General features: G+C 37.2%; 10 protein-coding genes. 6 read left to right on the top strand and 4 right to left on the bottom strand.

Annotation, left to right across the window (positions count from 1 at the left end; genetic code table 11):
- Positions 1 to 220: 220 nt before the first annotated feature.
- Genes BLW74_RS12500 through BLW74_RS22695 form a run of 4 tightly spaced genes read right to left on the bottom strand, consistent with a single transcriptional unit; the run spans position 221 to position 9,062 of the window.
- Positions 221 to 811, bottom strand: coding sequence for a hypothetical protein (locus tag BLW74_RS12500; protein WP_089692744.1), 591 nt, complete (start codon positions 809 to 811; stop codon positions 221 to 223).
- Positions 808 to 7,515, bottom strand: a complete 6,708-nt coding sequence (locus tag BLW74_RS12495) for an RHS repeat-associated core domain-containing protein (RefSeq protein WP_228424886.1) — start codon at positions 7,513 to 7,515, stop codon at positions 808 to 810. Before BLW74_RS12495 ends, BLW74_RS12500 begins: the two co-directional genes overlap by 4 nt.
- Positions 7,516 to 7,520: 5 nt before the next feature.
- Positions 7,521 to 7,988: a hypothetical protein gene (locus tag BLW74_RS12485; RefSeq protein ID WP_167358422.1), complete on the bottom strand. Its 468-nt coding sequence runs from the start codon at positions 7,986 to 7,988 to the stop codon at positions 7,521 to 7,523.
- A gap of 6 nt (positions 7,989 to 7,994) precedes the next feature.
- A complete protein-coding gene (locus BLW74_RS22695) occupies positions 7,995 to 9,062 on the bottom strand; it encodes a hypothetical protein (RefSeq protein WP_228424884.1) in 1,068 nt (355 codons plus the stop codon).
- Positions 9,063 to 9,421: 359 nt separating this feature from the next.
- Here BLW74_RS22695 and BLW74_RS12475 point away from each other — a divergent pair, with 359 nt between their 5' ends.
- From BLW74_RS12475 to BLW74_RS12450, 6 genes are all read left to right on the top strand, one after another.
- Positions 9,422 to 9,745, top strand: a complete 324-nt coding sequence (locus tag BLW74_RS12475) for a DUF6660 family protein (protein WP_089692743.1) — start codon at positions 9,422 to 9,424, stop codon at positions 9,743 to 9,745.
- A 149-nt stretch (positions 9,746 to 9,894) separates the two neighbouring features.
- Positions 9,895 to 14,256, top strand: a complete 4,362-nt coding sequence (locus BLW74_RS12470; protein ID WP_089692742.1) for a CusA/CzcA family heavy metal efflux RND transporter — start codon at positions 9,895 to 9,897, stop codon at positions 14,254 to 14,256.
- A 1-nt stretch (position 14,257) separates the two neighbouring features.
- Positions 14,258 to 15,487, top strand: a complete 1,230-nt coding sequence (locus BLW74_RS12465; RefSeq protein WP_089692741.1) for an efflux RND transporter periplasmic adaptor subunit — start codon at positions 14,258 to 14,260, stop codon at positions 15,485 to 15,487.
- Positions 15,488 to 15,622: 135 nt separating this feature from the next.
- Entirely contained in the window at positions 15,623 to 16,504 is an 882-nt protein-coding gene (locus BLW74_RS12460) for a bestrophin family protein (protein ID WP_089692740.1), read from the top strand.
- A 16-nt stretch (positions 16,505 to 16,520) separates the two neighbouring features.
- Positions 16,521 to 17,417 (top strand): cation diffusion facilitator family transporter, encoded by an 897-nt coding sequence (locus tag BLW74_RS12455; protein ID WP_089692739.1) that lies wholly within the window; start codon positions 16,521 to 16,523, stop codon positions 17,415 to 17,417.
- 17 nt (positions 17,418 to 17,434) lie between these two features.
- Positions 17,435 to 17,854: a Fur family transcriptional regulator gene (locus BLW74_RS12450; protein WP_002983024.1), complete on the top strand. Its 420-nt coding sequence runs from the start codon at positions 17,435 to 17,437 to the stop codon at positions 17,852 to 17,854.
- Positions 17,855 to 17,877: the final 23 nt, after the last annotated feature.

The raw sequence follows: 17,877 nt of genomic DNA, 5'->3' as shown, positions 1-17,877 counted from the left end.
TAGCTCTTTTACCGCCCTTCTTTTATACGAAAATAGAACTTACAAGGAAATGATGCTCAGAAAATAAAAACAGTCTTAAAATAGGCCTGTTCGTAGGTTGATTTTGAGAATTTATTCATCCTACCCAGAACTTATTGGAAGTTGTTGTTTTAATACAGTAAAAATTAGAATGAAAAATTCCTGCATCAATTGATACAGGAATTTGAGAAATATTAAAATATTACGGCTTTATAATTAGACTATCTCTAACATAAAAATCCTCCAAATATAATTTATAGCTATGTTCATTAAATTCTAAATATTGATTAATGACACCTACGAAATATTTCTGATTTAATAAATCCCTCATTTTGGGAATATACTGTTTATATAAATTTCCATGACCGAAATTGGTCTTTTTATTCACCAGAATATCATATAAAATTTCTTTTTTCTCGTTACATTTTAAATCAACAGCAGTAAATTCATATTTTGAATCATTTTCATGAAAATAGCTAAAATAGCTTTTTTTTAGAATCATAGCAGATTTTGAAGGAGAGCGATTTTTGATATTACAATGAATTACTCTTTCAACATTTTCCAATATATTCTTTGTGTCTTCTTCATCTGTCTTGTAATATAAAACAAAAGCTAGCTCATTAGGTACTAAAATGGTTAAATTTTCATTCGTCTTATTTGAAAATATTAAATAATATTCTTTTTTATTCAAATTGTATTTATATTCCAATGTAACGGTATCCTTTCTTCCTTCCTGTTTCTTTGAACAGGAGAATAAAAAAATCAATAGGAATATCATTATATATTTTTTCATTTGGATTTATTAAAAAAGTTGTTCATAATTTTAAGCATCAAGTCTTTTTGAAATATATGCCCTGGAGATGCAGGCATTAATCTGTCCAAATTAATTAGAGGTAATTTATTAATTGGGAGATTTTGCCATCCTTTATACTTCAAAAACTTATCTTCCCATACAGAGATTACACCATGGTGGTTTGTCAATTCATCAGGGAATGCTGTAATTCCCCAATTCGGAATCACCATATCAAATGAGCCTATACCTTTTGAGAAAAAAGTTCCATGCAATAGCTCATGTCCTGTAGTCTTTACTAACTGCTGGTAAGATCTTGACACATTGGGAGCAAAGACATATCGCATATATTTATTTTTATAGAATGGGGTTGTAGTTGCCAAAACTTCTTGTTTATCGCCATTTCTCAGAACCGTGCCATCAAAGGTATATCCTTTATCTTTCAAATATTGAGGGAGGTCATCTGCATCATGTAATGCAAGGACACTCGCATTAGTAGGTAATGCTCCTTTATATTCTTTATTTATAACTTTTAAAACCTGATCCGAACTATGTTCAACAGGAGTACCATAAATTCTTTCAGACTCGGTATCTAATACGTCTACTGTTTGACCTTGATAATCATTAGGTGTTGAAAAGAATTTAGCGCCATAATAAGATATTCCTGCTACAGCCCCACCAATGACAGCACCTTTTATTACTCCCTCAAGAAAGTTTTGTCCGGTAAGTAAAGCTGTTACACCTCCTGTTCCTGCTCCAGTGAAGGCACTACTTCCTACAGACCCCCAGAAACCACTGGCACTGAATACCTGTCCCAGTCCACCGGAGACTCCTCCTGTGACTGCGCCCATTAACAGCGCATTGGCAAAGCCATTCCATGACCAGCTATTCATGACCAGTGCCTGTATTGCATACATCCCTGCACTGATCAGTGTTCCTACTGCTACTCCCCAAATAATTGGGGCTAAATAAGTTAAAAAGAATCCGGCAACCCAAAACTCTCCACTTGGATCATTAAACATCAGAGGATTATTCAATACGTACCCATACTTGTTATAGTTTTGGGTATTGTAAGGATCCTGAATATTTTCATCTGCATTTAAGAATCTTCTCAATAAAGGATCATACAGCCTACCATTCATATGGATGATTCCTACCTCTGAAAAATGCTCATGACTAGTATAGCCTCTTTCCAATAATAACGAAGCATCGTCAATTATATTTTTATCAGTGACGATTGTCCCATTTCCTATTTGTAAATGTGTGAAATTACCCCATGCATCAAAATGTCTTTGTTCCAGTTTGTTTCCGGCTTCATCACTGATCGCTAAAATACTTCCAATATAGTCTTTATGCAAAAATTTATAAGAACCACTACTCTCCGCAAAGTTTTTTAAATATACAATATTTGATTCATAAGGATTCCCTCCAATATAAAGAATGTGCTTTTCTTTTCCTGTGGTGTTATCTTTTACCACTTCAAAGCTTCCATCTTCACTATAAAACTTAGTAAACTTACCATCACTATCGGAACTAAAATTACCTCCATAAGTTACTCTCTGTCTCATTGAAGTTAAGCCATACTGGAAGGCTGCATCACCTTTCATTCCATCAATGAATACAGGGTCATTGTTCTCATTGTAGGTAATGCTTTGTATTAAATCATTATTATAATTCTGCTCTCCGGCAGCATTTAATGTCATTCCTGTAGCTTGGTAAATCTTAGCAGAATTTTCAAACTTGATCGTTCCTATCTGATCGTTTTGGGTAATTCTTCCTTTGATGTCATAGACATTTCTGTTAGTTTGAGGCTTAACTCCCGTTACAGGATTCGTCCAGTTCACCAAACGATTATTATCATCATAATCAAAAGATTCATTAATGTTAAAATCTCCTCCGGTAGTTCTGCTCTTGAGTTCATTCCTGATTGCATCGAATGAATAGGATAGTTGCAGGATACTTGGTTTTACCTGTGAGGAATGATTCACATTTGTCAGGAAACCACTCGTATCATAAGTATTGTTAACATCTGTTGCGCCTAGTCTGGATTTTAGTACCTGACCTTTGGCGTTGATTTCTTTGAGTTCCCATAATATCTTACCTGCGGACTTATCTTTAATCTGGTACAACTCACCATTCCATGCACTGTACACATTTTCAATCTGAACTTTAGTAAGAACACCCGAAGAATAGAGTTGTTTTTCATAAGAAATTACCCTTGCTTTATCATCGTAAGTAATTCCTTTCTGGATAAAATATTTCCCATTACTGCTTTCGGATGAAGATAAGAGTCTTCCTTGTGGATCATAAGAAACATTGAAACTATACGGTTGTCCTTTAGATGTTCCCGATTTGGAAACAAGCCTTCCTTTATTATCGTATGAATACGAAATCAATTTATTGGTTGCCTGTCCTGCGTCTGTTGTGGATAATTCCTTTTGAGAAATAAGCTGACCTAAGTTATTATAGATAAATTCTTTCGTTCCTTTTGGACTGATTGTTTTTCTGGGTTGTCCGAAGCTATCATACTCATATTTATAGATTCCATTGGAAGGATCGTTAAATTCTGATTTTCTACCCCAGGAGTCGTACTTAGTAGTCACAATATTTTCAGCATATTGTGCCTTTATCTGTTCTCCTGCCGCATTGTAAGTAAACTGGATTGTTCCACCTTTATCCGTGGAAGAACTTACATTGCCTAAGGCATCGGTAGTTTTTGATGTTGTTCTCCCATATCCATTTAGTTCTTTTACAGTAGATGTTAAACCGGAAACAGAGGTCTCTATTTTTTTACCATTAAATGAAGTTGCCGTTATTTTAGCAGGAAAAACTGTGTCATCATAAACAATGGTATTAAATTGACTAGGACTCAGCCCTTCAAAGTAAGGCTCAGACTCTTTTATTTTTCTGCCCAGCACATCATACCCTGTCTCCTGAGAGACAAATTGTCCCTGTCCAAATGCCTTCGTAGAGACTTTATATTCCTGTCCCAGCTTATTGGTATATTTTTTTGAAATATCTCCATCTGAATCATACTGGGTAACGGTAATATTAGAATCGCTATCTCTGTTATATTGATAGGTGGTTGTGCCTTCAAGATTGGTTTTAGAGGTCAATAATTTCCCCCAAGCATCATAGGTATTAACAAGCGTATTTCCTAATGCATCAGTTTGCTTTTTTATCTGCCCCCAATCATTATATTCAATGCCTGTTTCTAATCCTAAATTATCTGTTTTCTTTATAACAAACCTTCCCTGAGGATCATACAGAGTAGCGTTTGTTTGGGTTTGGGAGTCCACACTATTGTTGATTGTCTTCTGAATAATATTTCCGAAACCATCATAATTGTATGTTTCAAGCAAATACCCTGTATTGTCCCGATTCCATGTTTTTAAGGTTTTTAATAGATTGTTTTCATAGACATATTCTTCTTTAGCAGATTTTGTATCACCATAAGCTTGCAGCGTTTCTGTTTTGCTTTTTGGACGTCCCACAAAATAATCAGAACCTGCTGCTGATATATTATGAATGTATTCAAAATCAGAAGTAGTCACTGCGTAGCCATTATTCACATTGGTTACTGTCTGTTTTGGAAGATAGTAATCTCCATAAATAATAGAACTGTTTGATAATGTTCCAATTAGGAAGTCTTTTGTTTTAGTGCTTTTTGGAACAGTCGCTGTAACAATCCTTGGCTTATCTGTATCAGAAACAGGAGTACTTACTATCTGTCCGTTCAACAATTTATAAGACTCATATAAAGTGGATTTAAAGCTTAATAACTGAGTATTGTTCTCAGAAATATCTGTTGGGAAAATGTTGTTTTCATTGGAGGTTCTGATGCTCCATTCTTTTACCGGGGCACCATCAAAAAGAGGATCAATCTCTACTCCTGACCAAATTTTAGTATTTTCAAATCCATCAGCATACCATGACGAGCGGGCAGACTGATGATATCCCATCATGCCTTTACCTTGTAAATGTCCTGTCATTCCTCTGTATCGGAAATCCTGCTTTCTGCCTTCTTGTCTAAGCTGAGAAACTGCATAGGACTGGTCTGCTCTGTTTAATGAAAAATATGGGTAATATTCTTTTTTTACTTTTTGGTAGAAATTGGGAAGGGCTGGATCATTCGGAATCACTTCCAGATAGTCTGCTGATGTGATGATACCTCCTTGCGTAATGGATTGTACTTGGGCTAATTTTCCAACGGGTGAAGAGGATTTTAGCTTATGCATTCTCTCTTTCCAGAATAATAGTACATCATAATAATTATTGTTGACTTTTACCTGTGTAGTAATCGGAGAGAATAAAGCAAATTCACTGGTACCTGTTACATAATTAGATCCTCCATAAGTATAACTGGTATAGAAGTCAGGATCGCCATTTGCCATAGCTCCATTAGCTGTATAGGAGGCAATAGTATAGCCATAATACCTGTTAAGTATAACTCCACTTGAATTTACCTGACCAGCTTTGTTAAAAGAGTTAATGTGTACAATGTCTGATTTGCCGTCTTTATTAATATCTGATGAAGTATAAAAATTCCTGTAAATATTAAAAGTAGGATAATTACTGTTTTGATAATCATCAGGTTTTCTATATTTCAAAAAGTCAGTTTTTAGGATATTGGAAAACTCTTTTCCAGTACCCATATAAAACCTCCAGTTATCTTTTTCCTTGTTATCTGTAGTTGGGATCGTAAAGTCAAGGTTTCCATCGCCGTTGAAGTCTCCAAATAATACTGTAAATTCCGGGGCTTTTGTTTCGGCTAAATTGCCTGTAAATTTTATCTTTTTGAGATACTGATTAGGAGCTGTTTTTATAAATTCAAAAACAGTATAAGCGGTATTGGAGACATTAATAATATCTACTTTCCTGTCCCCATCTATATCCAGATATTGTTGTTTATAATAAGAACTTTCATTGATTCCAGAATCTAGAGTATATGTAGATAAAGGATTATTAGCATTTTTTAAATCAACAATAAAACTTGCTATAGTATATGTATTGCATTCAAGCATACTGCATGGAGGAGGGCGGTTAGCCGTGTCATTGGATGTTTTATTAGCACAGTTAGGATCATAAACCCACTGGCAAATTTCTTTTTTTAATGTTAAAAATATATCTGAGATACCGTCCCCATTAATATCACCCTCATTTAAAGATGGTTGTTCTACATGACAACCTGCCGGTGGTGGTTGATTTTCTGCTGTACAATCGGTTTCGTCATACACTAGTTTTTCAAATACTTTTACAAAAACACTATTTCTGAATATATAGCCTACTAATTTACCTCCTTCATATTGAACAATTCCATTCCCATTATAGACTTGCCCTTCTTCATCGAGCAATGTATTAACAACTTTAGCTTCTGTATTAAAGGTTTTGCCTGGAGAAATATCAGTAAAGGTATTGTTAAGTCCTCCAAGCTTCACCACACCATTATTTAGAGAAAAATCCAAATATCCGTCACCGTTAAAATCACCTGTCAGCTTTACATTTTCAAAGCTATCTACATTATTGTTTGAAAATTCTAAAACAGGCTGTGTAGGAGTTGGATAAGTAAAAGATGCGGGATTGGCAAAATTATTATTAGTATTGCTATCAGCATTGTACTCTATTATGTTATCAACAATCTCATAATTCGTTCCATTTTTTAGATAATTAATTGCATATCGTTTAAATGGGTTTCCACTTGACATGACTTTAATTTCAGATAATAATTGGGTCTGTAAGAAACGAATACCTCCTACATAAGAGTCCTCAGCTAAGCTTCTATTAATATAGATAAAATCTATTTTGTTAAAATTAGGTTTATTTAACATCTCATTTCCTCCCCATTGGATACTTGAAATAATAGCTACATTTGAAACTCCTGTTTGTAAATAATCATATGTGATATAATTACCTTTATTGTCTTTCCATTTCACAATATTATATTCAATCGGTGTCCTGGCGCTACTAAGCCCTGAAGTAGTTGCTCCATACCATGCCTGCGATCCGTCCTCAAAAGTCACTTCCCAAAATTCAGGTCCTTGCCATGCCTGTCCGTTTATAGATCCAACAGATTTTATTTTGATATTAGAATATTTTTCTGTTACATATTCTGCACCATCTTTACCATATTCTCCTGATCTTAAAATTAATCTTTGACCATTGAAGCTATAACGATCTGTATAGTCCAATTGAACACCCTTAGCCTCAGCATCTTTATCAATTGTTTTTCCGGCTCTTGAAATAGAGGTAATTCCTGACAAGTTCCAGCCATATCCAGCTATACTGTTTCCTGTTCCACTGGTATATATAAGGTTGACTTGTGGGGCTACACTTTTCACTCCCGGAGGTAAGGCTATAGGTAAAGTAAACTGCAATTGCCCAGCTCCGTTAACTTCAATATTTCCTTTGGTATCATGAAAACTTTTCCCATCAGGAGCTGTCGTTCCGGAAGGATTATTAGCGCCGGCATTAGAATCAGTTGGTCCTCCGCCAGGATTCTCTGTTGCAGTTCCTATTTTAGCAATAAATGGATTCGAAATATCTGCTTTGGCATGAAATCCCTGAGCCATGACCACGGTCTGTGGATCCTGAACAGTTCGGCTGATGGTTTCAGTCTGATATAATATAGTTTGTGATAAGCTTAATACTGACCATAGAGACAGTATGAATGCTGAAAATAGTTTTATTTTCTTATCGTAAAGTTTCATGGTAATTATCGTTTGGTGATGTTTTTGCTGAAAGTTCTACCGTCTTTTAGCGTAAAGCGCAAAACATATACTCCCCAGTCATAACCTGTCATATTGATTTTAAGCTGACGGTTTAAGTCGGGGATGTTTTGCTGTTGAAATTTCCAGTGAATGGTACTATGCTGATACAATGAAACAGATTCTATGAGTCCATCAACTTCTTCTGTCCAGTCTATGGTAAGATAATCATTAACAGGAACAGGGTATAAGCGTATTTGTTTAAGGAATTCTTTTTCATCAATAACAGGAGCTTGTCTGCTAACGGCTGTTACTTTAGCTTCTTTTGCAACAATGTCTTCAGCCTTTTTACCAGCAGCGTCAATTCCTCTGTATCTTTGATTTCCGGCTTCATCATATTTGAAATAAACTTCGGTTTGGGAAAACCCAAGAAAACCTATCATCAGGGATGATAGAGAGAATAATTTTTTTTTCATTTCTGGTTATTTTTGTGTTGATAAGAGTTTTTGAACCTGTTGTTCTAGCTTTTCAATTCTTTCAGATTGTGCTTTTAAAGTTTTATTTTCATCCTGAAGTTGTTTTAATTGCGCAGCCTGATCCTTTATTTGCTTATTCTGATCAATAGAGTAGAGTGTAAGTTCTTCTATCTTTTGTAATAATTTAATTTGGAATTCACCTACATTTACTCCTTCTTTCTCCATAACTTTTGCGGAAGCAATTTCAGGAAGGTGCTTTTTCTCTTTAATATGCTTTTCAATATTTTCTAATGTTGGTAAATTATATTTCTCATCGAAAACAAAATCGGCAGTAGGAGTTAGAGTAACTTTTACTTCTTTAGCTTCAAATTTACCTTGCAAAGAAGTATTACCATTAGGTCTGATAGCCATTTGTATCTTCTTATTGGTAATAAAATTAATGGCTCCGTAAGTTGGGGAATCACTGTCATTTTCAATATTAAAATCTGCAAAATTTCCATATCTCAATCCGGAAGAAGAATACGCTGAATTTATTTCTAAATTAGCTTTATTATGAAACCCAATACTTACAATATTGCTTCCTCCTGACGCCCCTGACCCTAAAAATTGAGCCATTACAAAATTCTTGTCATTAGTAATCTCATGAGCAACTTCGAGTTTTGCTTGAGGATTAGTAGATCCAATTCCGACATTTCCATTCACATACATCTGCCCATCTTGTCTTAAAGAAAAAGTAACATCTTCTGTGCCTGTCCCGAAAATGATATTTTTCATGAAATATCTGTCAGGATTTCTTAGATGATTGGTTCTTAATTCAAAATGATTTGATCCTATGCCTCCACCTTCATAAATAGTCAATCGTGATTGTGGGGAGGAATAGTTTATTCCCACATTCCCGTTAGGCTTTATTTGAATTCCCTCTGTATTATTAGATTTTAAAATAAGAGATTGGGAATCTGTTGTTCCTATGAAATTATTTGATGAGTTGGTTCCTGAATTTCCTGTGGTATTCCAGGTTTGAGCAATTGTAAAGGATGACACTAATAAAGCAATCGAAAGTAATTGTGTTTTCATAATCATTAATTAAGATTTATATCTTTTTATTGTTACAGTATACATAGACAGCCACAAAGCTTGTCGTATGAGATTCAATTTATATAAAATACGAGTTGCGAATTTATAAAAAAATAGCTTAAATAATAAAAAATTATTCAAACTATTAACTTTATTTAATGAAAAATAATTAATTATGCTATTTTTTTTAACTTAAATTTGTAATTGCGTTATTTTGATTATAATAATCTTATTTGTAAATGTTTTTTTTAAACTAAGCATTATTAGATCAAATGAGTTACAATAAAAATTACATTATCAGCGAATAGGCGATATCGTAATTATCTATATTTTTCGAAAAAATCTCTACCTTTGCAATAATGAACCTCTTAAGATGGATATTGGCAATTTATTTCATGGCGCTGTCACTAATGCCATGTGCCGACGTATCTCATCCGCAGAATTCCGGGAATAAAATAATTTCTCTTAGTGTTCAGGAAAACCATTCAAAAGAAAAAGGAGATATCTGTTCTCCGCTGTGTGCATGCAGCTGCTGTCAGATGACGGTTTCAGCATTTAAAATAGATCCTTTGTTGGAAATTCCGGAACTGGTTCCGGCTTATTTTTCAAAGAAGATCTTATTTCACAAAAACGACTTTGCTTACCAGGTTTACGATCCTATCTGGCAGCCTCCTAAAATTTAATTTTTATTGATTTTTTAGAAAGTGATGCTTTCTAATAATAAACTGTGCTTGAAACTTTGCAATACCATTGCAGAGGGTTTCAGGATATTTTTGCTGCAGCATACTAATGCTGTATGCATTCATTTTTCAATAAAAATTAAATATCAATCGTGTTAGATAAAATCATAAAATTCAGTATCAAAAATAAGGTGATCATTGGTTTGATGACGTTGGTGCTGATTATCTGGGGAACATGGAGCGCCACCAGATTACCAATAGATGCTGTACCGGATATTACCAACAATCAGGTGCAGATCATTACCGTATGTCCTACGCTGGCAGGGCAGGAAGTGGAACAGCTGGTTACTTTTCCTATTGAACAGAGTATTGCCAATGTTCCCGATATCCAGGAAACAAGAAGTATTTCAAGATTCGGACTTTCTGTAATTACTGTGGTTTTCAAAGAAAATGTTGATGTGTACTTTGCAAGACAGCTCATCAATGAACAGCTGAAAAATGCAGTGGAAGAAATTCCGAAAGGAGTAGGAACTCCTGAGCTGGCTCCGGTAAGTACAGGGCTTGGGGAAGTCTATCAGTATATCCTTCACCCTAAAAAAGGCAGCGAAAAAAAATACAATGCCAAAGAGCTTCGCAGCATGCAGGACTGGATCGTTCGAAGACAGCTGAACGGAACACCGGGCGTCGCAGAAATCAACAGTTTTGGAGGAGAATTAAAACAGTACGAGGTAGCTATTGATCCCAACCGTTTAAAGGCAATGGGAACCAGTATTACTGAAATATTTACAGCCCTTGAAAAAAACAACCAAAATACAGGAGGAGCGTATATTGATAAGAAGCCCAACGCCTATTTTATCCGGGGAATCGGTCTGGTGACCTCTTTGGAAGATATTAAAAATATTGCCGTTAAAAACGAAACAGGAAGCGTTCCTATTTTTATCAAAGACGTGGCTGATGTCCGTCTGGGAAGTGCTGTTCGTTATGGAGCATTAACCTACGACGGAAAAGTAGATGCCGTAGGCGGAGTCGTGATGATGCTGAAAGGAGCAAACAGTAATGAAGTAGTCAGCAATATAAAAGCAAAAATTCCGACCATTCAGAAATCTCTTCCGGATGATGTTATTATTGAACCTTTCCTGGACAGAACAGACCTTGTAGACAGAGCCATCAGTACCGTACAGAAAAACCTTATCGAAGGAGCCCTGATTGTTATTTTCGTTCTTGTGATCTTCTTAGGAAATCTGAGGGCCGGGCTTATTGTAGCTTCTGCCATTCCGTTGTCTCTGCTGTTTGCATTAGGAATGATGAATGTTTTTGGGGTAAGTGCCAACCTGATGAGCCTTGGCGCCATAGACTTCGGGTTGATTGTGGATGGTGCCGTGATTATTGTTGAGGCTACCCTCCATCATTTAGGCGTAAGGAAATCTGCCCTTGCCTTAACTCAGTCTGAAATGGATGAAGAAGTTTTTCTTTCTGCATCAAAGATCAGAAGCAGTGCCGCCTTCGGAGAAATTATCATCCTTATTGTGTACATTCCTATTCTTACCCTGGCGGGAGTAGAAGGAAAGATGTTTACACCCATGGCAAAAACAGTAGGATTCGCTATCCTGGGAGCCCTGATTTTATCTCTTACCTATATCCCGATGATGAGCGCCCTCTTTTTATCTAAGAAAATTTCCCATAAAGAAACATTTTCGGATAAAATGATGAACCGTTTACAGAAAATATACCAGCCATTATTGCAGAAAGCCATTAAAGTAAAATATATTATTGTTTCTGTAACGGCTGTAGTTTTTCTTATCTCCGCGTTTATTTTTAAAAATATGGGTGGTGAGTTTATTCCTCAGCTGCAGGAAGGAGATTATGCATTTCACTGTATCTTACCACAGGGAAGCTCGCTCAGCCAGAGTATTGAAACCTCCATGCAGGCCTCAAGATTGATCAAGCAGTTTGATGAGGTGAAAATGGTAGTAGGGAAAACCGGTTCTGCTGAGGTTCCTACCGATCCAATGCCTCCTGAAGCTACCGATATGATTGTGGTATTAAAACCGCAAAGTGAATGGAAAACCAAGAAATCCTATAATGAACTGGCGGATGAAATCAGTGAAAAACTGGAAACGATTCCTGGAGTGTTTTTTGAGAAAAACCAACCTATTCAGATGCGTTTCAATGAGCTCATGACCGGGATCAGGCAGGATGTTGCGGTCAAGATTTTCGGAGAAAATCTGGATTCTCTTGCTGTATATGCAGATAAAGTGGGAAAGGTTATTCAGACTGTTGATGGAGCTACAGCCCCTCAGATCGAAAGAGTGAGTGGTCTTCCGCAGATTAATGTTCAGTATGACAGAACAAGAATCGCCAATTATGGATTGAATATCGAAGATGTCAACAATGCGGTGAGTACAGCTTTTGCAGGAAAAGCTGCAGGACAGGTTTTTGAAAATGAAAGACGTTTTGATCTGGTGGTTCGTCTGGACAGTCTTCACAGAACGGATATTTCAGATGTGAATAACCTGATGATCACTTCTGCTGCCGGAGCTCAGATTCCACTCTCGCAGGTGGCGAATATAAGCTATAAGCTCGGACCGGCGCAGATCAGCCGCGAGCAGGGCAAGCGAAGAATAGTAATCGGATTCAACGTAAAAGACCGTGATGTGGAAAGCGTGGTGAAAGATATTCAGGCAAAACTGAATAAAATGAAGCTTCCTTCCGGATACTACTTTACCTACGGAGGGCAGTTTGAAAATCTTCAGGAGGCGAGTCAACGTCTGATGATTGCTGTTCCTGTATCGTTGCTGCTCATTTTTATGCTCCTGTATTTTACATTCCGTTCATTTAAACAGGCAGCACTCATCTTTACCGCGATTCCTATGAGTGCAATAGGCGGTGTCTTTGCGCTTTTAGTGAGAGATATGCCATTCAGTATCAGTGCCGGGATTGGGTTTATTGCCCTTTTTGGAGTGGCAGTGCTGAACGGAATTGTTTTGATAGGAACATTCAACCAGTTAGAAAAAGAAGGCGAAACCGATATTCTGAAAAGAGTCTTTGAGGGTACGAAAACCAGACTAAGACCCGTGTTAATGACCGCTACAGTAGCTTCATTAGGATTTTTGCCAATGGCTATTTCCACCGGAGCAGGTGCAGAAGTACAGAAACCTCTTGCCACCGTAGTAATCGGAGGGTTGGTGACAGCTACTTTCCTTACCCTTTTCGTCTTGCCGATGCTGTATATCATTTTTAACACAAAAATTTTGAAAAGAAAAAATACTAATAAAGGAATGTTTACTGCAATGCTTGCTGTAGGATTCATGATGCTGGGACAGAATTTCAAAGCACAGGCCAGACCTATTTCTGTAGATGAGGCGGTTGAGCAGGCAGTGAATAATAATTTAACCCTCCAGTCAAAAGACTTAAGCATTAAATCTGCCGAAGCATTAAGACCCACAGCAAAAGAGCTTCCCAAATTAAGCTTTGAAGCCCAGCTCGGGCAATACAACAGTCCGAAGTTTGACCAGTCGTTTGCTATATCACAGAGTATTCCTTTTCCCACACTATTTAAGGCCAGAAAAGATCTGATCAATGAGAATATCAAAAGCAAGCAGATTGATAAGGAGGTTACGGCCAATGAATTGATAAAACAGGTTCGAACCTATTATTACCAGATTGAGTATTTGCAGTATAATAAAGCTCAGCTTACCAGTCTGGACAAATATTATGAAGAGTTTATAAGAATTGCCACCGTAAGATTCAAAGCAGGTGATATCAAGAAAATTGAAATCAGTACCGCAGAAACCCAGAAAGGAGAAATTGATCTGCTGCTCAGACAGAATGAAGTCTATCTGAATAACGCCTACAAAAATCTAAAGACGCTTATCAATACTTCCGAAGATATTGAAGTTCCTTTTAACAAAGAATACGCACCTTTAAAAGCAGAAAATGTGCTGGATAGTGCCGTTGTTGCGAATAATCCCACTGTAAAAGCTTTTTATCAGGAAATGGAAATTGCTGAAAAGAATAAAAAAGTGGAAAAGTCTCTTGGGCTGCCAGATTTCAGTTTAGGATATACCAACCAGTCCCTTATTGGTCTTCATACCGTCAACGGACAGGAGAATTTTTATAATGCAGGAAAACGTTTTCAGTCGGCAACAGTAGGAGTTGCTATTCCATTGACGTTTGGCGCTACAAAAGCAAGAATTCAGGCATTGGAATATGAAAGACAGGTTGCAGAAACCAACGCAAAAATGCAGCAAAAACAGCTTTCTGCCCAATTGGAAAATGCATTCAGCCAGTATCAGCAGGACATACAGCAATATGAGTATTACACCAATCAGGCACTGCCAAATGCTGAGAAAATTGTAAAAGCAGCTCAATTAGGATATAAAACAGGAGAAATTTCCTATGTAGAATATCTTTTTGCCCTGCAGACTGCCACGAATATTCAATTAAAATACCTGGAATCGATCCAGCAGGTCAATCAATCTGTCGTTACCATTAATTCAATTATCAATAAATAACATGAAACTAAAACGCAATATCATATATCTTACTGTCACGGCTTTTGCCCTTTTAAGCTGCGGAAAACAGGGAAAAACAGCAGAAAAAGCTGCTCTTACAACCGAACAGTCCGAAAAAGGTCACGAAGAAGAGCCCCAAACGATAGCATCACTTACGGAAGAGCAGATGAAATCCGTAGGGGTAGCTCTGGGAACTGTTGAAATGAAAGAACTGACATCTACCATAAAAGCCAATGGTTTGCTGAGTGTACCAAACAGCAATAAGGCAGCCATCACTTCCCTGTACGGAGGAATCATTAAAACAATCAACATTCAGGTGGGAAGTATTGTAAAAAAAGGGCAGGTAATTGCTACCATTGCCAACCCCGAATATATACAGCTTCAGGAAGATTATCTGACTACCAATAGCAGAATAACCTATGCAGAACAGGAATACAGAAGACAGAGAGAACTTTTTGATAATGATGCAGGTGCCAAGAAAAACCTTCAGAGTGCCGATGCTGAGCTGAAAACCTTAAGAACAAAAAGAGCATCTCTTTTGAAGCAGCTTCAGATGATGGGAATAAGTCCGGGTAAAGTCAGCAACGGAAACATGAAATCCGGATTGGTGATTACGGCACCCATCAGCGGAACAATCAGCAGTATTACGGCACAGATCGGAAGTTATGTGGATATTTCTTCTCCCGTTGCCACAGTGATTGATAATGGCTCTATTCATCTGGACCTTCAGGTATTTGAAAAGGATCTTCCTAAAATGAGGGTAGGGCAGATTGTTCATTTTAAACTCACAAACAATCCGGAAACTGAATATGATGCAAGGATCTACAGCATAGGATCTTCTTTTGAAAACGAAAGCAAAACCATCTCCATGCACTGCGAAGTGATCGGAAATAAATCCGGACTGATTGACGGAATGAATATCACCGGAATTGTAAGCCTTGATAAAAGTACAACCCCGGCAGTTCCTACAGAAGCAATTGTAGAAGCGGATGGAAAATATTACGTCTTTATCCAGACCGACAAAAAAGCGGAGCAGGAACATGAAGAAAAGGGAAAGCCACATTCTAAAACCTTAAGCTTTGAAAAAATAGAAGTAGTGAAAGGCACATCTGATATGGGATACACCGCAGTAACTCCGGTGGGAAATATTCCTGACAATGCGAAAATAGTAGTAAAAGGAGCATTTTTCGTGAATGCAAAACTGGTCAATTCCGGAGACCATGAACATTAATGAAAGTAATCAACACCAGCGAAATGTCGATTTTTATCCTTACATTAGAACTGTTTACGGAATAGTTTTATTGAATAAAAACGGCAGGAAAAAAAGTAAAGAGTATCTCACCGAATTTTAATAAATGACCTGATTATGTTATTAAACAAAAAAATATCAGTCTGGTATTTCATCCGTGAAATAAAAACCCAAATCCTGTTCATCGGAATATTTGCCGTAGCCATTGGTCTTCTGGACGAATTACCATGGTTTCGGAAAATCTCACTGCCCTTGAACATTCCTGCATTACTCGGAACAGCAGTATCATTGCTGCTGGCATTCCGGACTTCCCAATCCTACGAAAGATGGTGGGAAGCCAGAACAGTCTGGGGGGCTATTGTAAATGATTCCAGAACTCTTATGAGACTGATCATTCAGTTTGTGCCTGTAGGTGATCATAGAACAGTAAAAGATTTTGCAGAAAGACAGATTATCTGGACCTATGCACTTGGAGAATCTTTGAGAAAGCTGCCTTTTTCTGAAAAAGTTCAGCAGTATTTGGATCAGCATCAGATCAAAGCAGCCAATATTCCCAACGCAATTCTGGACGAACACTCCAGACAGGTGAAAAGAATTGCAGCTTCCAGAGAACTGACTGATTTTCAGCATATGCAGCTCAATGATATCATTACAAGGCTCTGTGACAGCATGGGAAAATGCGAAAGACTGAAAAATACAGTTTTCCCACGTTCTTACAGTGTTCTAGTTCATATTTTAATCTATGTTTTTGCCGCCATACTTCCTTTTGGACTTGATGATTCTCAGTTGATGGTAGAAATTGCAATCACTTTCCTGGTTCCTGTGACATTCATTGCAATTGAAAAAACATCTATCATCATGCAGGATCCTTTTGAAAACGGCCCTGTAGATACTCCAATGACTTCGCTGGCACAGACTATAGAAATCAATATCAGACAGATGACGGGTGAGCAGAATGTTCCCCCTAAAAAAGAAAATACATCTTATTATGAAATGTAATTAAACCATAAACCCTATGGAAAATACACCAACACAAACCGTTTCTGCAGGAAGCAGACATAAAAAGAACCTCCTGATTGTTCTCTGCCTTAGCGGAACCTATCTTATTGCCGAGGTAATAGGCGGTATAGTGACCAACAGTCTTGCTTTACTAGCCGATGCAGCCCATATGCTTACCGATGTGGTAGGATTATTGTTGGCATTTATTGCCATCAAAATAGGAGAAAGAAAAGCAGACCCTTCCAGAACATACGGGTATTACCGTACAGAAATATTAGCAGCCGTAATTAATGCAGTGGTTTTACTGGCCATTTCGGTCTATGTTTTGTTCGAGGCCTACCAGCGTTTTCAGAATCCGCCTGAAGTACAAAGTAAATCCATGCTGATTGTAGCAGGAATAGGATTGATCGTCAACGTGGTAGGAATGATGATTCTGAGAAAAGACTCCGAAGGCAGCTTAAATATGAAAGGTGCGTATTTCGAAGTTCTTTCAGATATGTTAACCTCAGTAGGAGTGATGATAGCGGGAGTGATTATGCTCACAACAGGCTGGTACTATGCAGATCCGTTGATCTCAGCAGCAATCGGGCTTTTGATCTTCCCGAGAACATGGAGACTGCTGAAAGAAGCCATTAACGTTTTGCTGGAAGGAACACCTAAAGATGTGGATATTCATGCGCTTCGGCAATCTTTGGAGAAAACTCCCGGCGTGAAAGATGTCCATGATTTACATGTATGGTCACTGACATCCAGTGTCAATGCGATGAGTGCGCATGTGGTAAAAGAGGCAGGATATTCTCAGAATCAATTATTAACTACATTGACAAACACTACGATTACTGATTTTAAAATCAGTCATACCACTTTTCAGATTGAAGAGGAAGGCTATGAAGAAAATGAAGTTCATCTGTAAAATTTTAAAAGCGAACAATGAAAAAAGATATAGAACACAAACTCATTGATAAAAATACCAAGCCTACCAGTATGAGAATCTTGGTATATGATTTCTTAAGCTCTCAGGAAGCAGCTTTATCCCTTTCTGAAATAGAAAATCATTTTGACAATGCAGACAGAATTACCATCTACAGAACACTGAAAACCTTTGAAGAAAAAGGAATTGTTCACAGCATTCAGGAAAATACAACCACGAAATATAAATTATGTGAAGACGATTGTGATGAAAAAACACATAAAGACTGGCACCTTCATTTCTACTGTAAAATATGCAAGCAGACCACCTGTAAGGAAGATATTTCCTTCCCGGAAAACATTCAGACCAATTTCAGGATTGACGAAATACGGTTGTTTGCCAAAGGAATCTGCGAAAATTGTCTTGAAAGTTTGCAATAGCATTGCATCAGTCTCATCTTTAC

This window comes from Chryseobacterium culicis, from assembly GCF_900108365.1.
In the GTDB taxonomy this organism is placed as follows: domain Bacteria; phylum Bacteroidota; class Bacteroidia; order Flavobacteriales; family Weeksellaceae; genus Chryseobacterium; species Chryseobacterium culicis.
Note: the sequence above shows the minus strand (reverse complement) of the source record. Positions and strands in the feature narration are given on the sequence as shown.